Raw genomic sequence first — 23,424 nt, 5'->3', positions numbered from 1 at the left:
ACTCTTAAAATAATTAATATGCCAAAAGCTTACATCTTCTCAGGTCTACCAGGAGTAGGCAAAACAACTTTAGCTAAGCAGTTAGCTCAAGCACTGACTAATGCAGCCTACTTTAGAGTAGATACTGTTGAGTACTATCTCAAAAAAGCATATTTGCAAGAGCTAAATAAACAAGGCTATGAAATAGTTTATTATCAAGCTAAGGAAAACCTTGAGCTTGGTAAAAGTGTAATTATAGATTGTTGCAATCCTATCTTAGAGTCCCGAGAATTTTGGAACTCATTATCACAGATAAATAATACAAGAGTGATAAATATAGAAATCATCTGTAGTGATAAACAAGCTCATCAAAATAGAATAGAAACTAGATATAAATCAAACCCGAATAAGTACCCTACTTGGCAGAATGTCTTAGATAGAGATTACGAATATTGGAAAGATGAGATTGTTAGAATTGATACCGCAGAAACTGATATCATAGAATCGTTTAATATACTTATAAATCAACTCGAGGAATATTAATGAAACATAAATTATTTTATAAGTTGTTTATTTTATTTGCATTTCTATTTATCACACTAGATAGCTTTGCAGAGAGTTTCAAACAGTATAATGTTTATCTAATCCCAGATACTACAGCTGATAAATATGTTAAAGAATTTGATAATTCTTTGGCTAAAACAGATGTACTAGAGAAATACAAAACTACTCCTTTTATCAAAAACCATCCAGTACATTTAACATTGTATTTAACAAGTTTTCAAAGCAAATATATTAATGATATTGAGAGTCAACTAGCAGAGCTTGCTAAGAATACAGAACCATTTTATATAGAAACTACTGGGTTTAGTGCTGGTAAAAGTGGCTTTGTAATGCTTGATATCAAAAATTCTCAATCATTACAGCGATTATCAAACTCTGCAATAAGTAACTTAGCAAAGTACAGAGATAAAGACTATCCTGCCCCAAGTTGGGTTAAATTCTATCCAAGTAAATTAGTATCTTTTGAAAAATATGGTTCACCAAATGCTTTTGCAGAATTTAATCCTCATATAAGTATATTAGCTGCTAATTTACAAACAGATCAAGAAAGAGATAGCTTTGACAAAGATTTTAATGAGATTATCAAAGATACGAAATTAAAACCAATTAGCTTTAAGATTAAAGCAATCGGTTTTGGTGAAGTAGATGAAAATGGACAAGTAACTAAAACTCTACATATTTACAAACTAAATAAGTAAAATTGTATTAATAAAATAAATAGTAAGGAAATAAAATGAGTAATAATCATTTTGATGTAATAAGTTTAGGTGGTGGTTCTGGTGGTATAGCTTCTGCTGTACAAGCTGCTAAGTTTGGTAAAAAAGTTGCAATTATCGAAAAACGTGAACTCGGTGGTACATGTGTAAATAGAGGTTGTGTACCTAAAAAAGCTATGTGGTATGGAGCTAATCTAGCAGAAGCTTTGAAACATGATGTCGCAGGCTATGGTTTTGACGTTGAAGTTAAAGGATTTAACTGGGCAAAGCTTAAAGAAAAAAGAGCTACTTACATAGGTAATATTCATGGTTTCTATGACAGGCTATTAGATAAATGGAACATTACCCATTTTAATAATTGGGGTAAGTTTAAAGATAACAAAACTATCGTACTTGATGATGGTACAGAACTGACAGCAGATCATATCTTTATTTCTCCAGGTGCTTACCCTATTGTGCCAAAAAATATCGAAGGTTCTGGACTTGGTATCACATCTGATGAGTTTTTTGAATTAGAAGAAACTCCAAAAAAAGCTGTAATCGTTGGTGGTGGCTATATTGGTGTTGAGATCGCTGGAGTGCTAAATGCTCACGGTACAGATACAACTGTTATGGTGCGTAGAGATAAGCCATTGATGGAGTTTGATAATTGTATTAGTGATGCTCTGGTTGAATGTATGCAAATGACAAACCTAAATATCATGAATCATACAAATATCATTAAGGTTGAAAAAGCTGGTAGTACTCTAAAGATTACTACTGATACAGGTAAGGTTTTAGAAAATGTTGATACTCTAATATGGGCAACTGGTCGCGCGCCAAATACTCATAATTCAGGTATAGAAAACACCGATATAGAAATTACTGATAAAGGTATAATTCCTGCTAATGAATGGTCTGAAACAAATGTTAAAGGGGTGTACTCTTTAGGTGATGCTTCAGGCGTGCCACAACTTACACCTGTAGCTATCAAAACAGGTAGATATCTAGCTCGTAGATTATTTAATGGTGAAACTAATCTAAAAGCTAATCTAGAATACATCCCAACTGTGATCTTCTCACACCCTGCTATTGGTACTGTAGGATTAACTGAAAAAGAAGCTAGAGATAAATATGGTGATGATAATGTAAAGATATACAAATCTCGCTTTACAGCTCTATATTGTGCTATCTCGGGTCATAGAATGCCAACCGTTATGAAGCTAGTTGTAACAGGTGATAATGAAAGAGTTGTTGGATGTCATATGATTGGTATAAATGTTGATGAGATGCTACAAGGATTTGCAGTAGCTATCAATATGGGCGCTACAAAGCGTGATTTTGATGATACTATAGCTATCCACCCTACTAGCTCAGAAGAGCTTGTAACTATGTAAGGAAATCTATGATATTGACTACAGCTGATACTCTTGGTAAAAGAGAAATCATAGAATATAAGGGTTTAGTTACAGGGATAATTGTGCGAACTCCAACTATAACTCAAGGGATATTGGGTGGACTAAAAAATATAATAGGAGGAAAAAATACCTCTTATACTAATGTCTGTAAAGAAGCTAGATTACATGCTGAGCAAGAGATGATAAATCAAGCTCAAGAGTTAGGTGCTAATGCTATAGTAGCTATTCGATATGACTCAAGTAGTTTAGGTGGAACTACTAGTGGTACAGAGGTCTTTTGCTATGGTACTGCTGTTGTTATCAGGTAATATATTAAACCTATATTAAGTCATGTTGAATAAAAATATAATCCTTCCTATTATTTATTATTGTTTTTACAGCTTAAATATTCTATGATGAATTTTTGACCTTTTTCAAAGGTTATTTATATTGTTCAAAATAGGAGAATAATTGTGACTATAAATGATGTGAGTCATTCGAAAAAAAGTAATCTTACCCCTTTTTGGGTTCTATGGACATTAGAGTTATGGGAAAGATTTGGTTATTATGGTCTACAGGCAATATTAGCTATATACTTCGCTAAGAAGTTAGGCTTCAGTGAATCTGAAGCGATGTTGATCTTTGGTTCTTTTTCAGCATTATTATATGGTGGTCCATTAATTGGTGGATGGATTGGAGATAATTATTTAGGTGCTAAGCGTACAATATTTATTGGTGCAGGATTTTTATTTTTATCATATTTATCTCTTAGTTTTAGTGCAGTTATAGCTGATTTATTAGGTAGTACAGAAAAAACTATAGTAATGTATTCATTAGCAGGTGTTGCTATTGGTGGCGGATTATTTAAAGCCAACCCTACTTCTTTAATTTCAAAATTATTTGAAAAAGGTGATCCAGCTCTAGATGGTGCTATGACTTTATACTATATGGCGGTTAATATTGGTTCATTTGTATCTATGCTTATAACACCAGTATTAGCAGCAAAATATGGTTATCTTCATGCTTTCTTATGTTCAGCATTTGGGATGTTTCTTGGTTTGATTAGTTATACTGTCTTCTATCCAAAAATTCAAAGAATTGCTACAGAGGCTGGTAAGCAAAAGATGTCATGGATGAAAGTCTTTGTAGTCATTATAGGAGCTTGTATAGCTATATTTATTACAGGTAATATTCTAGAAGATACTACTTTATGTACTAGTATAGTTGTTGTAATCGCGATACTAGCACTAATATACTTCTTTATGCAAATGTTCAAACAGTCTGAGCATGAAAGAAAAAGAATGTTAGTAGCTCTAATATTGATTGTTCAAGGAATTATCTTCTTCGTACTATACCAACAGATGCCTACTTCACTTAATTTCTTTGCCGTTAATAATGTTAACCCTCACTTCTTAGGTATGACTGTTCATGGTGAACAATGGCAGGTACTTAATCCATTAGTGATTGTATTAATGTCACCTTTATTATCTGTAATATATAAGAAAATACCTGGTACGCATGTAACAAAATTCTGTTTTGGTATGACACTATGTGCTATGGCATTTTTAGTACTATACTTTCCACAGTTTACAGCTACTGATGGCATTGTATCCGGATGGTGGTTAGTTGCTAGTTATTTCTTCCAATCTACTGGAGAGCTTTTAATCTCAGCGTTGGGATTATCTATGGTTGCTGAACTATTCCCTCGTAAAATGAGTGGTTTTGCTCTTGGAATGTGGGCTCTAACAACAATGGTCGCTGGTCCTATTGGTGGTTATGTAGGTGCCTTGACTGCTCCTGCAGAGGGTATTGTATTTACAAAAGTAGAAGGTCTAGCAGTCTATGGACATGTATTTTTAACTATAGGAGTATTTGTAGCAGTAATCGCAGCTATTATGTGGATTGCTCGCGGATGGTTAAACTCTATCATCGAAAGTACGAGAGTACATTTCGTATCTGAGAACACTCATGGAATGCATGAAGAGACTGCGGTATTACCTACAAAATAATTAATCTTGAGCCTTTGGCTTTCTGACACTTTTATTCTGATGAATTTTTTGTTTTATTTTTTTTGCAAAATCTTTATTATGATTTGAGCTTTTCTTTTGATTAGTGTTTTTATTATTTTTATTTGCTCTCTTTGCAGCTATTATTTTAACTTCATCAATTTTTTTAGCCTTAGTTTTGCGCGACATACTTGTAATAGGCACATTATGAGTAGCCTCAAAACCTTCTAACTCTTCTCGTGGTAATAAATGCCCAATTAAATGTTCTATATTTGATAGTGATTCAACTTCATCTGCGCTTACTAAAGAAATAGCTAGACCATCTTGCCCTGCTCTACCAGTTCTGCCTATTCTATGGACATAATCTTCAGCAACATTTGGCAAATCAAGATTGATCACACATGGCAGTTGCGCGATATCAATTCCTCGTGCTGCGATATCAGTTGCAACTAAGACATTTATATCTTTGGATTTGAAATCTGCTAATGCCTTTGTTCTAGCTGTCTGGCTTTTATTGCCATGTATTGCACTACTTGTTATACCAGCATTATTTAGTTTCTCTGATATCTTATTAGCACCATGCTTTGTACGTGAAAAAACCAAAACCTGATGTAGATCTTGATCTTTTATTAGTGAAATCAAAGCATTAATCTTAGTTGATTTATCTAGTGTATAAATTTTCTGAGTAATCTTTTTGACTGTTGTATTTACAACATCAGCTGATACTGATTGAGGATTATCAAGAAACTCATTTGCAAGACTTGTTATTTCTGGTGAAAATGTAGCTGAGAACATTAATGTTTGTAACTTTTTTGGTAAAAGCTTATGGATTCTTTTTAAATCATTAATAAAACCCATATCTAACATTCTGTCTGCTTCGTCTAAAACAAATGTATTTAAACTATCAAATTTGAGAGCATTTTGACTATATAAATCAAGCAATCTACCTGGAGTAGCTATCAAAATCTCAACTCCTTTGCGTAACTTCATCATTTGAGGATTGATACTAACACCACCAAAAACCACTGCTGAACGAATATGAGTATTCGCTGCATATATTTGAATTTGTTCTTGTATTTGTGCTGCCAACTCTCTTGTTGGAGTTAGGATTAGAGTTTTAATTCGATTTGCTTGAGCTTTTGGTTGATCAAGAAGTCTTTGGATAATCGGTAATGTGAAGCCTGCTGTCTTGCCTGTTCCTGTTTGGGCAGATGCCATGACATCATTACCTTTTAGAACTAATGGAATCGCTTTGGCTTGAATTGGAGTTGGTTTTGTATAGCCTTTTTTTTCTAAAGCGCTACATATTAAAGGATTTAAACCTAAATCTGAGAATTGCATGAATTTTTTATTTCCGGTATTTTTTTGCATAGCTATATTAACACTAATAGCATCTATTTACTCTATAAAGATGAGTTATTAAATAATATAATACTTAAAGCCCATTTAATTAAATCTAAAGCTAATAAAATATGAATGATAAATACTGTTCTAAGCTAGGTAGAGATGTACAACAACATCTCATAAAATTAGGTCTAGAACAAGCTAGAAATTTTGAACTTGATAACGATGCTAAAATTGCTAAGATCTCAAAAGCATATAGTGAAATATTAGATGCTCTAGGCTTACAGACACATGAATTTGAAAAAACACCTTTTAGAGTAGCTAGGATGTTTACTCAAGAAATATTCAATGGCTTAGATTATGCTAATTTTCCAGCTTGTGCATTATATGAGAATGAATTTAAGTATGAAGGAATACTTACACAAAAAAATATAACTATAATGTCATTTTGTGAGCATCATTTTGTACCATTTGAAGGTATTGCTGAAGTTTCATTTATTCCTAAAAATAATAATATTATAGGCTTATGTCGTATCAATAGTATTTGCAACTTTTTTTCAAGACGTCCACAAATACAAGAAAGAATGACTGCTCAAATATTTGAAACTCTAAAATTCATCCTCTCAACAGATGATGTAAGTGTAAAGATAAAAGCAAAACACACTTGTGTATCATTTAGAGGTACAAATAATCAAAACTCTGAAACATACACCGAAATGCTTGGTGGTGTCTTTGCTAAAAAAGAATGATTCTAAAATGAGTAGCTTATTAGATATTGGATTTTTATTTTTTATTATCCTAATAATTGTTTGTATATTTGCAACAGGCTATCTTAGATATTTTGTTATCATTGTAACAATTATCTACTATCTTGTGGGTAATGGCGTTATTGGTAATATCTTGGCTAAACCTATTAGATTAGAATCTACAGATATTAAACAATGTGCGAATACCAAAGCTATAATATTATTAGGGGCTGGTATCAATCAAGCATTTGATAAATTAGAACCTAGCCTCAGTGCTTATGATCGTATTCTTAAGACTGCTGAGGTCTATAACCAATATCCTCAAGATATCATAATAAGTGGTGGCTCTCCATCTGGTTATAAGTTATCAGAAGCTGAAGTTTATGCTGATATTCTCTATAAGTTAGGAATTCCTAAATCAAAAATAAGATTAGAAAAACAATCTAAAAACACTTACGAGAATGCTCAATTTACCAAAAAGATTTTAAGCGATCACAATAATACATATTGCTTAATCACTGGAGGTATCCATTACCAGAGAGCTAAATTAATTTTTGATAGCTTCAATATAAATACAATAAACATAGCTTCATCTAAATTAGCTCCCGAAATAAGTTTTTTGCCTTGTGCATATAATTTTTATATAACACAGGTAATAATTCATGAGTATTTAGGTATAGTCAAATTTTACTTAACCTTTAAATAAAAAATATCTTTAATTGCTTAAAATATCAACCCAAGATTGAAGAAAGATTTTAAAACTATATAATGGTATAAATGTTATAATTTTATATTGTGGAATGATATGTTCAAAGAAATGTTACTGAAAGTCGCAATTATATTTGGTCTGACCATTGGTATGCTTTTTTTGCTTTTAGATACTTCTGATGCTCATGCTGTAAGCAATCCACCTATTTTAGAGATAGTCTCGTTCGAAACCTCTAAAGATACTTCTACTCAACAAGTACTAGATTTATCTAATAAAGTAACTCAAGACTTAAAAAACTACGAGGGATTCATAAAGAGAACCCTAACACAAAATACTAAAAACCCAAATGAATGGGTTGATATCATCGAATGGAAATCTATAGATGATGCTCATACAGCTATGAATCAAGCTCTTAAAAATAAAGATGTAAAAGCTTTTCTTAAATTAATGAAAAACGGTTCTAGAGTTTATCAAACTAAATCAGAATATTTAAGTATTCAATCTCAAGCATCTTAAGATCTAAAAAGTTAATTACTTTTACAGGAGAGTAATTAGAATGATTAAACATCTAAAATATCTAATAATAATTATTATATCTATTAGCAGTTATGGATATAGCCAAACAATTAATATTGCTGCTGCGCAGATGCTAATCAAACAACAGTCTTTTGATGAGTTTGCCAATGATATGAATAGACTAACTAAGCAAGCTAAAGACCAAGGAGCTGAAATTGTAGTTTTTCCGGAAGATAACTCAGTAAACTTAATTGATGATTTACCATGGAATAAGCAAAGCATAATCAAACTTAGCGAGTATTATAGTCAAACTAGAAACTTAATAGCTAATCTAGCTAAAAAGTACCAGATAATTGTTATAGGTGGAACTATTGCTAAAAATAACAAAGATAAGATATCTAATACTGTTTTAGTAGGTTTGCCCAACGGTCAAGTAATAGAAAATGATAAAATTTATCTAACTCCAGAAGAAAGAAATGTTGGCTATAATAAGTTTGGTAAAAATATATTAGTACTAGATTATAAAGGCACTAAAATTGCTGTTGTAATATGTTATACAAGTGAATTTCCGAATGTCTCTGAACAACTCTCAAAAGTTAAGCCAGATATTATAATCGCACCATCTTACACCAATGATTTGTATGGTTTAAATAGAGTTCATACTGCAATGAAAATGCTATCTATTCAAAATTTTGCATATGGTATGGTAGTAGGTATGGCTTCAGGCTTAGATAAACAAAATACCCAAGGAGTTGATGGAGTAAGTCAAATAATTTTTACATCTCCTCAGAATAAAGCTTTTAAACTCAATCATTTAAATATGGGTAATTTCAATAAAGAAGATGTAGTTGTCGAAAAACTAGATATTACAAAATTACACCAAGCTCGTAAAAATTATGATGCATTCCCTAATGCAGATATTAAATATAATCCAACACTATCGACTAAATCAGTATCTATAGCTCAATAGAAAGATTTCAATAGAATAACTTAAGTTTTAGGCTATAATTTCTATACAGATTTAAATTTAAAAATTAGCTATGAAGTATACTAAACTTGGTAAAACTGATATTGATGTTAGTAGGATATGTCTTGGTACTATGACTTGGGGACGTCAAAATACTCAAGATGAAGGCTTTGAGCAGATGGATTATGCTCTTGCACAAGGTATTAATTTTTGGGATACTGCCGAAATGTATGCAATCCCCCCTACTGCTAAGACTTATGGCAAAACTGAAGAAATAATCGGTAACTGGTTTAAAACAAGGCAGAAACGAAATGATGTAGTATTAGCGACTAAGTTTTCGCCTATGACATGGGCTAGAAATGAGCAAAATCCTATTACTGATAAGACAAACATCATTGATGCTGTAAATAATAGTCTAAAGCGCTTACAAACCGATTACATAGATTTATATCAATTCCATTGGCCGACAAATAGACCTCACTATCATTTTGGTAATTGGTGGGATTTTGAACCTTTAGCAGGTCAACAAAATAAACAACGTATAGTTGATAATATCTATGAAATTTTAGTTACTTGCGATGAGTTAGTTAAAGCTGGAAAAATTAGACATATAGGGCTGTCAAATGATTCAGCTTGGGGGATAAATCAATTTATTAACTTAGCAGAAAAACATAATCTACCACGTCTTGCAAGTATTCAGCATGAATATAATCTGAATCGCCGTAGAGATGAAACGGATATCATGGAGACATGTGCTCTTGAAGAGATATCATATCTTGCATGGTCACCACTTGAACAAGGAGTTTTAACGGGTAAATATCGCAATGGTGCTCGCCCTGCTGGTACTAGAATGTCTGCTGAAATTCTAGATGGACAAGAAGATCGTTATGCTTTTAGATTTGCTACTAATGATGATGCTGTCACTGAATATATCAAAATCGCTGAAAAACATAATCTTGATATATGTCAAATGGCTATAGCTTTTACAATTAGAAAAGCCTATATGAGTTGTAGCATAATTGGAGCTACATCTATGGATCAACTAAAAACAAATATTGAATCTATTAATCTAAATCTCTCTGATGAGGTTTTAGCTGATATTGAAAAAGTTAGAAGAAAATATCCTGTCCCATTTTAGAAAAACTAAATACAAATCAAAATTTAGCTATTATTTGTTATAATTTTCACAGTTTTAAATAATTAAAGATAAATATGAAATATACAAAACTAGGTAAAACTAACATTGATATAAGTAGAATCTGCCTTGGAACTATGACTTGGGGGGCACAAAATACTCAAGATCAAGGTTTTGAACAAATGGATTATGCTTTTTCTCAAGGAGTTAATTTTTGGGATACTGCTGAGCTATATGCTGTTCCACCAACACCTGATACTTATGGTAAGACAGAAGAAATAATTGGTAACTGGTTTGCTTCTAGACAAAAAAGACAGGATGTTATATTAGCCACAAAATTCTCCCCTATACCTTGGGCTAGAAATGAGGAGAATCCTCAGATAAATCATGAAAATATTATTTCAGCTGTTGATAATAGTCTTAGAAGATTAAAGACAGACTATATCGATTTATATCAATTTCACTGGACTGTAAATCGACCGAACTATCATTTTGCAGATTGGTGGTCATTTGAACCAGCTCAGGGTGCTAATGCTAAACAACAAATACAAGATAATATTTTTGAAACACTTAAAGCATGTGATGAACTTATTAAAGCTGGGAAAATTAGACATATTGGATTATCAAATGATTCAGCTTGGGGTCTAAATCAATTTATTAACTTAGCCGAAGAACATAATCTACCAAGAATAGTTAGTTTACAAAATGAGTATAACTTACTTAGAAGAAGAGATGAAACTGATGTAATGGAGACTTGTGCTATTGAAGATATATCTTATCTAGCATGGTCACCACTACAAATGGGAATTTTAAGTGGTAAGTACTTAGATGGTAATATCCCCGCTGGAAGTAGAATGTCTGATGAGGTTATGGGATCGCCTGAACAGAAAGCTCGATTTGCAACTAGACAAAATGCTACAGTTGACTTGGCTGTTGAAGAATATTTAGAAATCGCTAAGAAACATAATCTAGATGTTTGCCAAATGGCGATAGCTTTCACAATTAGAAAAGAATATATGAGCTCTAGTATAATTGGGGCAACTACTATGCAACAACTAAAGACTAATATTGATGCTGTAAATCTTGAATTGTCAGCTGAAGTACTAGCAGATATCGAAAAAGTTAGAAGAAAATATCCAATACCGTTCTAATACAGGTTCAAAACATTGTCCAAAAAAATCTTCCTAATCTTAATATGGCTAAGTGCCGTAGCGTTTTATATGTATACTCGCATGATAAATACTTCACTTTCAGCATTTTCTATACCATTGATAAATCAATATGGATTTTCTAGTATTGACATTGCTTTTGCTATATCAATATACAGCATCGCAATGCTAATTATGAAAATACCTGTTGGAGTTATAGTTGATAGATATGGTATTGATATCCCTGTAATGATTGCGATGACAATAGTTCTAGTTGGAACTATAATTTTTGCGTTTCCTACTAACTCAACGACTCTACTGACTTCACGATTTATTATAGGTATTGGCACGGCTTTTGCTATGATGAGTGCTTATAGACTGACTAGCATTATTCTTAGTAAGCGTCTATTTGCAATTGCGACAGGTTTTATTTATTTCTTTGGCTCGTTGGCAGTTTCTATTTCAGGAGCGCCACTAAATTATGCTGTTAAGCAATACAATTATACTTACATAGTTTTGACATTAGCAGGTATTATGCTTGTTATATTGATGCTCTACTCTATTAGCAGATTTAAGTATGGTAGGATTCCTAGAAGCGATGATATCAAATCATTTAGTGATTATTTTGCTGGTATTAAAGATATTTTCAAAGATAGACAAATAATCTTTACGATACTTTATGCTAGTCTTTTTACCTGTGTATTTTTCAACACTATTGGCTATTGGGGAAATACTATTTTATTAAATACTAAGCTAGCTAGCCAACAAGCTGGTTTAATAGGTAATAGCATTGCATCACTTGCTTCTGGTATAGCTTCAATCGTTGTTGGTCTAATTATTGCCACTCAATTTCTTAAAAGAAGTCATATTTTTATTTTTACATCTCTAGCTAGTATTTCAGTTATTATGATCTTTTATACCAACATCAGTAATATTTATATACTTAGTTTGGCTGCATTGTTTTTTGGTATTGGTTTTGGTTTTACAGGTATAGTTTTTGATACTGCAAATAAACGCAAACAAAGCTATCTTGTTAGTATATTATCACTACTATTTTTGGTTGAATATATCTTAAATAGTATTATTAACCCACTGGCTGCATATATCCAAAAAGCTTTAGTAGATTATGGTTTTGCTACCTTTTTGAGTTATAAAATAACTTATGGTTTATTCTTGGGATTATTGATTATTGCTAATATTTTAAGCTTTTATATAAAACCTCAAAAAATATAATCAAAGAGCTAAAAAATTCTTTAAAGTTAATAAACCGTATTCGGTCAAATATGCTTCTGGATGATATTGAACACCAAAAATATTTGCATTTCGATGAGCAAAAGACATAATTTCATCATTCTCGGTTGAGGCTAAAGTAATCAAAGGCTCTTTAATATCATTAACAGTTAAAGAATGATAACGTGTTACAGCAAATTTCAGTGGATGATCTTTGTATAATACAGATGATTGAAGTTGTTTAATCTCAGAGAGTTTACCATGGTATATTTGTTTAGCTTTTATGATTTTTGCACCATAATATTGAGCAATAAGCTGATGACCTAAACATATTCCTAACAAAGGCAAATTACTTTGCTGACAATACTCAATGATTGGATAGATATTTTTGAGCTCATCTGGATGACCTGGTCCTGGGCCAATAATAATATGAGAATATTGCTCAATATTATCAATTTGCTCATCAGTTTTTAGCATTGATACTTGATAGCCAAGATAAGTTATATAATCAATAATTGTATTACTAAAAGAATCATAATGATCAATATATAAAACCACCTTAAATCTCCAAATACGCTGGTATTAAGCCTCTGACACTATTGATAAGATATATTTTATCAGCAGTTTTTAGATCATCAAAATTTAGGCTTTTGGATTGCAGTTTGCCTTGAGAAATTAAAGATTTTCTTGCAACACCTGCTAAGACACCATCTTCTAATTTTGGTGTATAAAGTTTATCATTTTTCTCAATAACTATGTTATGAAACCTAGTTTCAGTAATATTACCTTTTTCATTTAGATAGATAAGCTCACAATTATCTTCATGAATATATTTGTGATGCATTTGAGTATAAAAGCCTCGTGTCGAGCTATGTGTAGTTTTGTGCTGAAATAATTTATTAGCTGAATTTATTTTCTCAGGGCAAATTTTTAGTTTAATAGCTTGTTGGTTGGTAGTATTAATTTCAGTATGCTCGATATTTATAGACTTATCATAATGATATTCTAAACGGATTTTATACTCTTTATCATCAGTTAATTGCTCTACATAGTCATATAGTTGATCTCTAATCTTGCAAATATCAACATCAAAGAATAATTGCCTAGCAGAGTTTTCAAATCTTTCTAAATGTAACTCTAAATTTCTAAATTTATTATGGTAATAAATACTCTCAATTAAGCAAAAATCTGGTTGGTAAATTTGGCGTATAAAGTTTATCTTGGTATTCATTTCTTGCCATTCTGACTGTGCATCTGAATAAACAGTAATACCACCACCGACACCAATCTGTAAGTTATCACGATATTTTTGAATAGTCCGAATAGCAACATTAAAACACATATCATTATTTGGCATAATATAGCCAATGCTTCCGGTATAAACTCCCCTTTTATCTTTCTCTATTTGTTTGATTAGTTCCATAGTTCGTTTTTTAGGAGCTCCTGTAATCGAACCACATGGAAATAAGCCATCTAAAAGCTTTCTAAAAGATATTTGTTTATCTACTTTTGCTGAGATTTGTGAAGTCATTTGTAGTAGATTTTTGTATTTTTCTATTGAGAAAAGTTTATCTACATTAACTGTATGAGTTTTTGCAATAGCGGATAAATCATTACGTAGAAGATCGACAATTATTAAGTTCTCTGCCCTATTCTTATCACATGATGATAATTCTTGATATATCTTTTGATCTTCTGAATCATTACCTGTAAGCCTTGCTGTACCTTTCATTGGGTTAACAATCAAATTTTCAGCATCCTTTTTAAAGAAAAGTTCTGGTGATATTGATATTATATCTGGGTTTAAAAATGGTAAATATGCAGCATATTTAACTGATTGTTGTTTGAGCTTATTGTACAACTCATAGCTAGTAAGCTTTGTAGTAGCTAAGATATTTTTAGTTAAGTTAATCTGATAGCTTTCACCATTGATAAGTGCTTGTTGAACTTCATCAAAGCTTTTTTGATAATCTGCAAAATTAAGACTATCTATCATTAGATCTATATTTTTATCTGAAACTATATTCTTGGGGATTTCATTTGAATAATTACTAAAAGCGACAAAATGAAGTAATTTAGTATTGTCATGATCGCATAAATCATAAAGATTGTTATTAAGATAATAGCTAGCTTCATAACTTAAATACCCAACTAGATATAAGCCTTGTTGCTGCAGTTCTTCCAATTGCCCAAAAGCTAACTCAAGTGATTCATTATCATTAGCTATAACTTCTGCAACCGGATTGTAAAAATAGTAACTTTGGTTATTTGTTAAAGTATCTTCAAGAATTGCAAATTGTGGTAATTGGGTATTACTCATGATTAATCATTTCTTTTAGTTTTTTTCTATCAGTTTTGCCAGTTGTAGTAGTTGGAATTTCATCAATATAAATAATTCCATCTAATTTTTTGTATTCAGCTATGTAATTACCTAGCTTATTATTTATAAACTCTAATGAGTATTGTTCAGATGCCACCAAATATGCCCAGATAGTTTCTCCCCATATTTTATCTTTTTTAGATGTAACTATACAATTATCAATATTTGGTATTTTCAAAATCGCTGCTTCTAACTCAATTGGAGATATATTTGAGCCACCTTTTATAATTATATCTTTATAACGCCCATAAAAACTAAGCTCATGGCTTTGAGCATCGAAACTACCTATATCTCCTGTTTCTAGCCATTCAGTTTGGATATTTAGAGGTAGCATATTATTTTTGATGAAAATTTTACCATAATCACTATTTTCAAATTTAACTATTTTTACTTGAGTATCTGCAAAAACTTTAACTTTATTAACTTTATTAGCAGATATATTTTGACCATATCCAAAAACCTCTGTCATACCTAAACCATTTAGCAGTGGTATACCAAGTTTATTTTCAACTTGATTTGCTAAACTTTCGCTAACTATATCACCAGCAACACTTAGATAGCATAAATTATTGTTACTATGAATATTTTGCTCTAACAAAAAATGATACATTGTTGGTAACAGTGCTAAAGCAGTTACATTATTTTGGTTAATAATCTCTGCTATTAATCTTGCATCAAATTCACGGATAATTGTTATATTTAAACCCATAGCTAATGCTGGTAAGATTTGATAAGAAAAAGCAAAAGCATGATTTATTGATAATGCTACTAATAAGTGGTCATTTTGTTTAAGACCTAAATCATTAATTCTATCATTAGCATATTTGATTATTTGATTAATATCATGAAAATGCTTTTGATAAAATCCTGTTGTTCCAGAACTTACATGCGCTGTTAGAGATCTAGCATAAATCGAATAATCTTGCGTATACTCAAGACTTTCAAAAAACGATGTCGGATTTTCTATATACAATTTATTTACTTCAAGACTACATATTTTATCTGTAATAAATAAACTATCATCTTCAATTATCGCTACTAGCTCATTATCAACTAATCTTGGATTAATTGGCACAAAAATATCTATATCTGCTATCCAACTAGCTATATATAAGCTTACAGATAATGGCGAGTTTTTTAGATTTGAGTATATTTTCCTATAACTACAAGACTCTAAGAATCTAGATAAACTATATGATTTTTGCAAAATTTCATAATAGCTATATTTAGTATTATCAAAATATATATAAGTATCTTTACCATATTTTTCTATATTTGCTAAAAAATCTCTAAGTTGGTGCATATTTGCGAACAATAAGTTATCTAAGCATTTGCCAATATGATATATTAAATAACAAAATTTACTCTAGTTTATCTAACAAAATGAAACAATCTCTGTTTTTATCTAATATGGAAATATATGTAAGTCTTGGCTGCTCTGAAGAGGAAAGATCTCACAAGCAAATGATAACTCTAGACTTAGAACTTGAGTTTAGCCAAAACTATAGCGCAAGTAATTCTGATAATCTTGAAGAAACTATTTGTTATTATACTCTGAGAAATAATATTCAACGCTTTTGTGATAACGTTAGCTGTAATCTTATAGAGTACTTAGCTAAGCAAATTTATCTGTTTATCGGAGAAAAACATAGAGATATAACAATCAAATACTTGAAACTTAACAAAAAGCCCCCAGTTTCACAGATAGGTTCTGCTTCTTTTATTATTAGGAATTAATGTGCAATATATTATAGGGATTGGAACAAATATTGGTTTTACTATCGAGAATATTCATCTTGCGTTAGATGCTCTAGCATCACACCAGAACATAAGAATTATTAGAAAAGCTAGCTTATACAGTAGTAAGGCATTACTTAAAGAAAATGCCCCAAAAGAATGGGATATTACATTTTTAAATACCGCTGTAAAAATTAGTACGTCTCTCAAACCTCAAGATTTGTTGATAGTTTTAAAAGATATAGAAGAAAAAATTGGTAGAGATCTTAATGCTCCGATTTGGTCTCCTAGGCTTATTGATTTAGATATACTATCAGCTGAGGATTTAGTAGTAGATACAGCTAAACTTACAATTCCTCACAAAGAATTAATAAACCGTAGCTTTGCTCTAGCTCCATTACTAGAACTATCCAAAGGTTGGCACCATCCAAAATATGTTGAATGGAATCTAAGCCTAAGACTAAAAGAGCTAGAACCAATTGAAAAACTTAATCAAACACTATCAAATACAATGCGCATGGGTATAGTTAACTTATCAGATCAGTCTTTTTCAGACGGAGATTTTGATGATACTCAGCGTAAATCAAATTTTATTGAGCTAATAAATAATGGTGTTGAAATTATTGATATTGGTGCTGAATCGACTAAGCCTAATGCTACTGCTACTAGTGTAGATGAAGAGTTTAATAAATTAGATGAGTTCTTAGAATATCTTAAAGAACAACTTAATGATTTGAATTATAAACCTCTTGTAAGTATTGATACACGTAGATTTGAAGTCATAAGTAAAATCTTAGAAAAACATCATGATATCATCTGGATGATAAATGATGTTGAATGTAATGATATTGAGAAAAAAGCTCAACTTATAGCTAAATATAAAAAGAAATATGTAATAACTCATAATTTATGCATCACAAATAGGAATCAATATTTAGATAAAGAAGATGCTATAGATAAAGTATGTGAATTTATTGAAAACAAAAAACAAATTCTCCTAAACCATGGTGTAGAGCAACAAAATATATATTTTGATGTAGGCTTTGGTTTTGGTAAAAAAACAGATACTGCAAGATACTTATTAGAAAATATTGTTAATATAAAACAAAAACTAAATCTAAAAGCACTAGTTGGACATTCACGTAAACCATCTGTATTAGGTATTCCTAAAGATAGTCACATCAGTACTTTAGATAGTGCTACAAGAGAACTTTCAAGAAAATTAGAAAAACTCAATATTGATATTATAAGAGTACATAAAATTTAGTAAGGAAAAATTATGCCATACCATCCAGCATTAGAGTCGCTATTAGATACTCCTGAAATAAGAAAAATAAAAAAATTAGATTTAAGAGATCAGCGTAAGATATTTGCAGATCTTTCAATAGCACAAATCAAGCGCCTACCTCGCCCTGATATTATCGAAGAAGATATTAAGTTAGAAAATGATACTATATTAAGACACTATAAACCTAAAAAAGCATCTGATAAAGCTGTACTTTTTATTCATGGTGGTGGTTGGTGTTTGAGCTCTATAGATACTTATGATCACGTATGTAGATACTTATGTGATCAAGGTAATTTAAATATTTTCTCATTAGAGTATGGCTTAGGCCCTGAAGATAAGTATCCTGCTGCTGTTAATCATGCGCTATATGCTTATGACTGGCTTTATGAAAATATTACTAAGTTTAATTTATCTACTGAAAATATCTTTGTAATGGGCGATAGTGCTGGTGGAAATCTTGTAACTATAATATGCCATGAACGTCAAGAAAATATACCAAAAGCACAAATTTTGGTTTATCCTGCTGTCGATATGTATACTAAATATGATAGTAATACTAAGTTTGATGAGTATAAATATCACCTAACTACCGAATGGTGCGAGCTATTTCTAAAAGCATATATAGGTGAAGACATAATGTCAGAGCCTAAAAAACTTAGACAACCTACAATATCTCCATTATTTTATAAAGATACAAAACAACCTGATACACTAATTGTAGCGGCTACTCATGATATCCTTATAGATGGGATTTATGCTTATGAAGAGAAGCTAAAACAACAAGGTACTTATGTTGAAACTCACTATGATGATGAAATGTATCATGGTTTTATTGGAGGACTTGGTGTAGTTCCATTTGAAAATCCTAAAATAGCTTTAGATAAAATAATTGAGTTTATAAATAAAAGATAAATACTGGTTAAATTATATGATTCCATTTTTTAAAACTGATAAAAAATCTGGCGAAAAATCAGAAGAACTTATTAAAAAATTTAATGACCTACCTGCTTTTGTCGCAACTGGTGGAGAAATAGTTTTTGTCTCAGACGATTTTCATGAAGTACATCTAAGATTTAATTTGACAGATAACACTAAAAACTATCATGGTACTGGTTTTGGTGGAGCTATATACTCATCACTAGATCCAATTTATCCATTACAGTTATGTAATATTCTTGGTGATGATTATGTGGTTTGGGATTTATCAGCTAATATAGATTATCTTAGACCAATTACACATCATGTTTATGCAAGATTTCTACTATCACAAGAGATTATCAATAAAATAAAGCAAGATGTTATAACCAAAAATAAATCTGTAATTAGTTTACCAGTCTGCTATCAAGATACTGATAATAATATTTATGCTGAAGCAACCAAAACTATATATATTGCCGATCGAGAGTATTTCAATAATCGTAAAAAGTAGTTTAACTAAATGTATTTAATATAGATTGTCTTGTTGCGTTCTTTAACAACTCAATTTCTTGTTGTGTACTATTTAGTGGTGGTAGCCAGTAGATAGTATTTCCTAGTGGTCTTAATAATGCGCCTAATTTTATAGCTTCTCGATAAACATCTAAGCCTGCTCTTTTTTTATCAATATTTAAATCTGCTGCAATAATTGCTCCAATACCTCTGATATTTTTTATAATCGGTAATTGCTTTTGTAGCTCAAGAAAAGATTCACTAAATTGTTTTTCAAGATTTTTAACATTGTTAAGTATATATTCTTCTTCAAATATATCCAATACTGCATTTGCTACTACAGCTCCTAAAACATTACCACTATGAGTATGTGAATGTAAAAAAGCTTTAGTTAACTCATCATCATAAAACATCTCATAATACTGATTTTTTGTCAAAACAATACTAAAAGGTATAATCCCAGAGGTTAATCCTTTTGATACACACAAAAAATCAGACTTAATATCAAGATATTCATAAGCAAAAAATTTACCCAGTCGCCCTACTCCTGTCATTATCTCATCAAAAATAATATAAACATCATTTTCCTTACACCACTTACAAAGTCTATTTAAGTAATCTTTGCTATAAATCAACATACCTCCAGCACCTTGACAAATTGGCTCTACTATTAAAGCATTAATAAATTCTTTGTGTTGCTCAAGATATTGTTGCGATTTACTCCAATAGACTTCAGCATTTGCCCATAGTGGATCACTTTTGCCACTAACATACGGAATATTTTTTAACTTAAAACTATCAAATAATAATGGTTTATATGGATCAGAATATAAACCACAATCACTAACACTCATAGTTGCCAATGTCTCACCATGATATGAGTTTTCAAGACAAACAAACTTAGTTTTTTTAGTCTGATTTTGAAAGCTTCTAAGGTGTGTCGTCATTTTTAGAGCTATCTCTACAGCACAAGATCCATCACTTGCGTATAAAGTTTTATCCATACCTGTCAAATTACAAATTCTTTGACTAAACCTATCTATTTCATCATTTGTAGTATTTGCAAATATCGTATGCTCATATTTATCAAGTTGTGTCTTAAGCTTATGTATTATGTATGGATGTCTATGTCCAAGAGATTTACACCACCAACTTGATGTAACATCAAAAAGCTTTCTATTATCTTTTGTGTAGATATACCTACCGTCTGTTTTAGAAATATTCATAGGAGGTGATTTTTCAAAGTCTTTCATTTGCGTGCATGGATGCCATATATTTGAGCTATACATATTGTAAACCTTTTGTAAAATATTAAGTTGACATAAATTGTACACAAGATATAAAATACTTTACAACTTTAAAACAATTTTTTATAAAAAATGACATTAGAACAAATCAAAGAAATTTACTCAAGACCATTAACAGAATTAATTTTACAAGCCTTAGAAATTCACAACAAAAACTTTGGTAATGATATTGAGTTATGCTCACTAAAAAGTATCAAAACTGGTACTTGCCCAGAAGACTGTAAATATTGTCCTCAAAGTGGCCATTATAATACTAGTATCGAAAAGCATAAACTATTAGATAAAGATAGTATATTGGCAGAAGCAAAAAATGCGAAAGATGCAGGATCAAAAAGATTCTGTATGGGTGCTGCTTGGAAGCACATTCCCAAAAAAGACTTTGATCAAGTAGCTGAGATCATCACTGAAGTCAAAAATCTTGGCTTAGAAACATGTGTGACTCTCGGAAGTATCAACGTTGAGGAGGCAACTAAATTAAAAGAAGCAGGACTGGATTACTACAATCATAATCTTGATACTTCAAGAGAATTTTACCCAGAAATAATTACCACACGTAAATTTGAAGAAAGAATTGAAACTATTAGAAATGTTGCTAACGCCGATATAAATGTCTGTTGTGGTGGTATATTGGGTATGGGCGAATCTCTAGATGATAGATTTAATTTATTACTTGAGCTATTACAATTACCCGCTGCTCCAAAAAGTATTCCTATCAATACATTAATACCTGTTAAAGGAACTCCTCTAGGAGATAAGTATACAGATGCTCAAATTGATAGCTTTGAATTAGTAAGATTTATAGCGACTACAAGAATACTATTTCCTCAAGCACGCTTGAGATTATCAGCAGGTAGAGAGAATATGTCTTTAGAGACTCAGACTCTATGTTTTCTTGCTGGTATTAACTCAATATTTTATGGTAATAAGTTATTAACAGAAAATAATGCTACTGTTAATTCTGATAATTTTTTATTAGCTAAGCTTGGTTTGGAATCAAATGTCGAATTATGTTAAACCTACAAGACAAATATACTCAATATCAAAAGGATAATTTATTAAGAGAGTTAACTCCTTTTATAAAAGATGACTCTATTATAGATTTTACAACTAGTGACTATTTAGATCTATCATCAGCACACAATCTTAAAGATGCCATAGTAACTGGTTTTGATAAATATGGTTTTGGAAGTAAGGGATCTAATATAGTCTGTGGTTACACCGATGAGACACAGCAATTTGAATATGAGTTTGCAAAATTTGTTAACTATCCTAGAGCTATATTTTTTAGTTCAGGGTTTATGGCAAATTTAGCAATTTATTCAACACTATTTAGTAAGCATGATAGTATCTTTGCAGATAAGTATATCCATGCGTCTATTATTGATGGAATTAAACTTTCAAAAGCTAAACTAAAAAGATATAAACATCAACAATTAGGTCACCTTCAAGATATATATGATGGCAAGAGCTTCACTACTACAGAAGGAGTCTTTAGTACTTCAGGATCAATTACTCAACTTGATAAGCTTGCTAGAATCACACCAGAAAAGCTTATAGTTGATGAGGCTCATAGTTTTGGAGTTTTAGGTAAAAATGGTCGTGGCGCAATCAACAGCTTTCAAATAAGTTATAAAAATTGTCCTATCTGTATTTTTCCTCTTGGTAAAGCATTTGGTGGAGTCGGTGCTGTAGTTTGTACTACAGAAGCAATTGCAGAATACCTAATACAATTTGCACGTAACTATATCTATACAACAGCATTACCACCAATGATATTAAAAGCTGCTTTGATACAACTAAAAAACCTTGAAAAGGCTAATGATAATCGAGCAAAACTTCAACAAAATATCATTTTTTTTAATGAACTATGTGATGATAAAGATCTTGAACTAGTGTCTAAAGATTTATCACCTATTAGAAGTATCCAACTAAATGATGCTAATCTAGCGATTAGATTAAAGGATAAGCTCTTTGAAAATAAAATAATAGTGTCTTGCTTTAGATATCCTACAGTACCTAAAGATCAAGCTATATTGAGATTTTCACTGCATAGTAATAATACCTTTGACCAAATTCATCAGGCTTTAGAAATTATCTCAAAAGAGGTCAAATATGAACATATATGATCAAGTTAAAAGTAACTTTGCAAAAGCTACAGATTACTCTAAAAACTCAACTATCCAAAATCAAGTACGCCAATTACTTTTAGAGCAGACACTAAACTACTCAAGACTAGTCAGCTACAATCATACTAACAATATTCTAAATTTAGGAGTACGCGACTTATCAGAGCCATTAGAACTTAATAGGATATTTTCAGCAAAGCAAATAGATGCTTGCGATATTGCTTTAACAAAAAACTCAAAATATACAAATATAAACACACTAAAACTTAATTTTGATACAGATCTACGTCTGCTTAAAAATAGCTATGATTTAATATTTTCAAATATGTCATTTCAATGGAGTCAAGACATAGAAACATTAATTAAAAATCTAGCAAAAAAATTAAATAATCGTGCAATTTTAGCCTTTAGCACTGTTTTGGATAACAATTTTCATCAAGTAAAAGACATACTAAGAATAAATAAAATGCACAGTAGTTCTAGCATTTTAGAATTTATCAAAAAATCTGACTTAAATTGTCTACATCATGAAGATTTATATTTAGATATTAAATTCAATAACTTTAAAGAACTAACAAATCACCTAAAATCTACGGGAGTTAATACTTATACAGGAAGCAATAATAAACCTAGCTTTTCAAATATCAAAAAGTTTCTTACAAATACTGACCGTATAAACCTTAGTTATCATATTGGTTTATTTATATGTTTTAAGGAATAGT

24 protein-coding genes are annotated in these 23,424 nt (G+C 30.9%); 19 read left to right on the top strand and 5 right to left on the bottom strand.

Annotated features, from left to right (window positions below; genetic code table 11):
* Positions 1–18: 18 nt before the first annotated feature.
* The 5 genes from IMS64_RS04310 (at position 19) to IMS64_RS04290 (ending at position 4,644) form a co-directional block, all read left to right on the top strand.
* Positions 19–522 carry a P-loop nucleotide/nucleoside kinase family protein gene (locus IMS64_RS04310; RefSeq protein WP_211491018.1) on the top strand — a complete coding sequence of 168 codons (504 nt, stop codon included), beginning with the start codon at positions 19–21 and terminating at the stop codon, positions 520–522.
* Entirely contained in the window at positions 522–1,241 is a 720-nt protein-coding gene (locus IMS64_RS04305) for a 2'-5' RNA ligase family protein (RefSeq protein WP_211491017.1), read from the top strand. Before IMS64_RS04310 ends, IMS64_RS04305 begins: the two co-directional genes overlap by 1 nt.
* 35 nt (positions 1,242–1,276) lie before the next feature.
* Positions 1,277–2,635: a glutathione-disulfide reductase gene (gene gorA / locus IMS64_RS04300; protein ID WP_211491016.1), complete on the top strand. Its 1,359-nt coding sequence runs from the start codon at positions 1,277–1,279 to the stop codon at positions 2,633–2,635.
* 8 nt (positions 2,636–2,643) lie between these two features.
* Positions 2,644–2,964: a YbjQ family protein gene (locus IMS64_RS04295; RefSeq protein WP_004287795.1), complete on the top strand. Its 321-nt coding sequence runs from the start codon at positions 2,644–2,646 to the stop codon at positions 2,962–2,964.
* Between the two features lie 144 nt (positions 2,965–3,108).
* Entirely contained in the window at positions 3,109–4,644 is a 1,536-nt protein-coding gene (locus IMS64_RS04290; protein WP_211491015.1) for an oligopeptide:H+ symporter, read from the top strand.
* Here IMS64_RS04290 and IMS64_RS04285 read toward each other — a convergent pair whose 3' ends face one another.
* Positions 4,645–5,982, bottom strand: a complete 1,338-nt coding sequence (locus IMS64_RS04285; RefSeq protein WP_035737760.1) for a DEAD/DEAH box helicase — start codon at positions 5,980–5,982, stop codon at positions 4,645–4,647. It lies immediately after the preceding gene.
* A gap of 131 nt (positions 5,983–6,113) precedes the next feature.
* Here IMS64_RS04285 and folE point away from each other — a divergent pair, with 131 nt between their 5' ends.
* The 7 genes from folE (at position 6,114) to IMS64_RS04250 (ending at position 12,439) form a co-directional block, all read left to right on the top strand.
* Positions 6,114–6,734, top strand: coding sequence for a GTP cyclohydrolase I FolE (gene folE / locus IMS64_RS04280; protein ID WP_211491014.1), 621 nt, complete (start codon positions 6,114–6,116; stop codon positions 6,732–6,734).
* A gap of 7 nt (positions 6,735–6,741) precedes the next feature.
* Entirely contained in the window at positions 6,742–7,437 is a 696-nt protein-coding gene (locus IMS64_RS04275) for a YdcF family protein (protein ID WP_211491013.1), read from the top strand.
* Between the two features lie 99 nt (positions 7,438–7,536).
* Complete coding sequence (locus IMS64_RS04270) at positions 7,537–7,956, top strand: antibiotic biosynthesis monooxygenase (RefSeq protein ID WP_012281065.1); 420 nt, start codon at positions 7,537–7,539, stop codon at positions 7,954–7,956.
* Between the two features lie 40 nt (positions 7,957–7,996).
* The gene (locus tag IMS64_RS04265; RefSeq protein ID WP_211491012.1) at positions 7,997–8,926 is read left to right on the top strand and encodes a nitrilase-related carbon-nitrogen hydrolase; all 930 of its coding nucleotides are present in this window, start codon (positions 7,997–7,999) and stop codon (positions 8,924–8,926) included.
* Between the two features lie 70 nt (positions 8,927–8,996).
* Positions 8,997–10,061 (top strand): aldo/keto reductase, encoded by a 1,065-nt coding sequence (locus IMS64_RS04260; protein ID WP_211491011.1) that lies wholly within the window; start codon positions 8,997–8,999, stop codon positions 10,059–10,061.
* Positions 10,062–10,135: 74 nt separating this feature from the next.
* On the top strand, positions 10,136–11,209 hold the full coding sequence (locus IMS64_RS04255; protein WP_211491010.1) for an aldo/keto reductase: 1,074 nt from the start codon (positions 10,136–10,138) through the stop codon (positions 11,207–11,209).
* 69 nt (positions 11,210–11,278) lie between these two features.
* A complete protein-coding gene (locus tag IMS64_RS04250; RefSeq protein ID WP_211491088.1) occupies positions 11,279–12,439 on the top strand; it encodes an MFS transporter in 1,161 nt (386 codons plus the stop codon).
* On the opposite strand, the gene IMS64_RS04245 is transcribed toward IMS64_RS04250, so the two are convergent.
* The 3 genes from IMS64_RS04245 to IMS64_RS04235 are packed head-to-tail and all read right to left on the bottom strand — an operon-like array spanning position 12,440 to position 16,119.
* Complete coding sequence (locus IMS64_RS04245) at positions 12,440–12,994, bottom strand: anthranilate synthase component II (protein WP_211491009.1); 555 nt, start codon at positions 12,992–12,994, stop codon at positions 12,440–12,442.
* Between the two features lies 1 nt (position 12,995).
* Positions 12,996–14,756 (bottom strand): aminodeoxychorismate synthase component I, encoded by a 1,761-nt coding sequence (pabB, locus tag IMS64_RS04240; protein ID WP_211491008.1) that lies wholly within the window; start codon positions 14,754–14,756, stop codon positions 12,996–12,998.
* Positions 14,749–16,119, bottom strand: coding sequence for a class I adenylate-forming enzyme family protein (locus tag IMS64_RS04235; protein ID WP_211491007.1), 1,371 nt, complete (start codon positions 16,117–16,119; stop codon positions 14,749–14,751). The genes pabB and IMS64_RS04235 overlap by 8 nt, the downstream gene beginning before the upstream one ends.
* A gap of 80 nt (positions 16,120–16,199) precedes the next feature.
* Between IMS64_RS04235 and IMS64_RS04230 the strand changes: the two genes are divergently transcribed.
* Genes IMS64_RS04230 through IMS64_RS04215 form a run of 4 tightly spaced genes read left to right on the top strand, consistent with a single transcriptional unit; the run spans position 16,200 to position 19,270 of the window.
* Positions 16,200–16,553 (top strand): dihydroneopterin aldolase, encoded by a 354-nt coding sequence (locus IMS64_RS04230; protein ID WP_004287809.1) that lies wholly within the window; start codon positions 16,200–16,202, stop codon positions 16,551–16,553.
* A 1-nt stretch (position 16,554) separates the two neighbouring features.
* Entirely contained in the window at positions 16,555–17,820 is a 1,266-nt protein-coding gene (folK, locus tag IMS64_RS04225; RefSeq protein WP_211491006.1) for a 2-amino-4-hydroxy-6-hydroxymethyldihydropteridine diphosphokinase, read from the top strand.
* A 12-nt stretch (positions 17,821–17,832) separates the two neighbouring features.
* Positions 17,833–18,753 carry a pimeloyl-ACP methyl ester esterase BioJ gene (bioJ, locus tag IMS64_RS04220; RefSeq protein WP_211491005.1) on the top strand — a complete coding sequence of 307 codons (921 nt, stop codon included), beginning with the start codon at positions 17,833–17,835 and terminating at the stop codon, positions 18,751–18,753.
* 16 nt (positions 18,754–18,769) lie between these two features.
* Positions 18,770–19,270, top strand: coding sequence for a PaaI family thioesterase (locus IMS64_RS04215; protein ID WP_044526149.1), 501 nt, complete (start codon positions 18,770–18,772; stop codon positions 19,268–19,270).
* Between the two features lies 1 nt (position 19,271).
* On the opposite strand, the gene bioA is transcribed toward IMS64_RS04215, so the two are convergent.
* Positions 19,272–20,558 carry an adenosylmethionine--8-amino-7-oxononanoate transaminase gene (bioA, locus tag IMS64_RS04210; protein WP_211491004.1) on the bottom strand — a complete coding sequence of 429 codons (1,287 nt, stop codon included), beginning with the start codon at positions 20,556–20,558 and terminating at the stop codon, positions 19,272–19,274.
* Between the two features lie 90 nt (positions 20,559–20,648).
* Between bioA and bioB the strand changes: the two genes are divergently transcribed.
* Genes bioB through IMS64_RS04195 form a run of 3 tightly spaced genes read left to right on the top strand, consistent with a single transcriptional unit; the run spans position 20,649 to position 23,423 of the window.
* Positions 20,649–21,590: a biotin synthase BioB gene (gene bioB / locus IMS64_RS04205; RefSeq protein ID WP_211491003.1), complete on the top strand. Its 942-nt coding sequence runs from the start codon at positions 20,649–20,651 to the stop codon at positions 21,588–21,590.
* Positions 21,584–22,702 (top strand): aminotransferase class I/II-fold pyridoxal phosphate-dependent enzyme, encoded by a 1,119-nt coding sequence (locus IMS64_RS04200; RefSeq protein WP_211491002.1) that lies wholly within the window; start codon positions 21,584–21,586, stop codon positions 22,700–22,702. The genes bioB and IMS64_RS04200 overlap by 7 nt, the downstream gene beginning before the upstream one ends.
* Positions 22,689–23,423 (top strand): methyltransferase domain-containing protein, encoded by a 735-nt coding sequence (locus tag IMS64_RS04195; protein ID WP_211491001.1) that lies wholly within the window; start codon positions 22,689–22,691, stop codon positions 23,421–23,423. The genes IMS64_RS04200 and IMS64_RS04195 overlap by 14 nt, the downstream gene beginning before the upstream one ends.
* Position 23,424: the final 1 nt, after the last annotated feature.

This window comes from Francisella philomiragia (assembly GCF_018135955.1).
GTDB classification, from domain to species: Bacteria; Pseudomonadota; Gammaproteobacteria; order Francisellales; family Francisellaceae; genus Francisella; species Francisella philomiragia.
Note: the sequence above shows the minus strand (reverse complement) of the source record. Positions and strands in the feature narration are given on the sequence as shown.

What these genes read in the sequence shown, in the direction of transcription:
- IMS64_RS04310 (WP_211491018.1), top strand. Translation starts at nt 19, where the DNA reads ATGCCAAAAGCTTACATCTTCTCAGGTCTACCAGGAGTAGGCAAAACA.
- IMS64_RS04305 (WP_211491017.1), top strand. Translation starts at nt 522, where the DNA reads ATGAAACATAAATTATTTTATAAGTTGTTTATTTTATTTGCATTTCTA.
- gorA (WP_211491016.1), top strand. Translation starts at nt 1,277, where the DNA reads ATGAGTAATAATCATTTTGATGTAATAAGTTTAGGTGGTGGTTCTGGT.
- IMS64_RS04295 (WP_004287795.1), top strand. Translation starts at nt 2,644, where the DNA reads ATGATATTGACTACAGCTGATACTCTTGGTAAAAGAGAAATCATAGAA.
- IMS64_RS04285 (WP_035737760.1), bottom strand. Translation starts at nt 5,982, where the DNA reads ATGCAATTCTCAGATTTAGGTTTAAATCCTTTAATATGTAGCGCTTTA.
- folE (WP_211491014.1), top strand. Translation starts at nt 6,114, where the DNA reads ATGAATGATAAATACTGTTCTAAGCTAGGTAGAGATGTACAACAACAT.
- IMS64_RS04275 (WP_211491013.1), top strand. Translation starts at nt 6,742, where the DNA reads ATGAGTAGCTTATTAGATATTGGATTTTTATTTTTTATTATCCTAATA.
- IMS64_RS04270 (WP_012281065.1), top strand. Translation starts at nt 7,537, where the DNA reads ATGTTCAAAGAAATGTTACTGAAAGTCGCAATTATATTTGGTCTGACC.
- IMS64_RS04265 (WP_211491012.1), top strand. Translation starts at nt 7,997, where the DNA reads ATGATTAAACATCTAAAATATCTAATAATAATTATTATATCTATTAGC.
- IMS64_RS04260 (WP_211491011.1), top strand. Translation starts at nt 8,997, where the DNA reads ATGAAGTATACTAAACTTGGTAAAACTGATATTGATGTTAGTAGGATA.
- IMS64_RS04255 (WP_211491010.1), top strand. Translation starts at nt 10,136, where the DNA reads ATGAAATATACAAAACTAGGTAAAACTAACATTGATATAAGTAGAATC.
- IMS64_RS04250 (WP_211491088.1), top strand. Translation starts at nt 11,279, where the DNA reads ATGTATACTCGCATGATAAATACTTCACTTTCAGCATTTTCTATACCA.
- pabB (WP_211491008.1), bottom strand. Translation starts at nt 14,756, where the DNA reads ATGAGTAATACCCAATTACCACAATTTGCAATTCTTGAAGATACTTTA.
- IMS64_RS04235 (WP_211491007.1), bottom strand. Translation starts at nt 16,119, where the DNA reads ATGCACCAACTTAGAGATTTTTTAGCAAATATAGAAAAATATGGTAAA.
- IMS64_RS04230 (WP_004287809.1), top strand. Translation starts at nt 16,200, where the DNA reads ATGAAACAATCTCTGTTTTTATCTAATATGGAAATATATGTAAGTCTT.
- bioJ (WP_211491005.1), top strand. Translation starts at nt 17,833, where the DNA reads ATGCCATACCATCCAGCATTAGAGTCGCTATTAGATACTCCTGAAATA.
- IMS64_RS04215 (WP_044526149.1), top strand. Translation starts at nt 18,770, where the DNA reads ATGATTCCATTTTTTAAAACTGATAAAAAATCTGGCGAAAAATCAGAA.
- bioA (WP_211491004.1), bottom strand. Translation starts at nt 20,558, where the DNA reads ATGTATAGCTCAAATATATGGCATCCATGCACGCAAATGAAAGACTTT.
- bioB (WP_211491003.1), top strand. Translation starts at nt 20,649, where the DNA reads ATGACATTAGAACAAATCAAAGAAATTTACTCAAGACCATTAACAGAA.
- IMS64_RS04200 (WP_211491002.1), top strand. Translation starts at nt 21,584, where the DNA reads ATGTTAAACCTACAAGACAAATATACTCAATATCAAAAGGATAATTTA.
- IMS64_RS04195 (WP_211491001.1), top strand. Translation starts at nt 22,689, where the DNA reads ATGAACATATATGATCAAGTTAAAAGTAACTTTGCAAAAGCTACAGAT.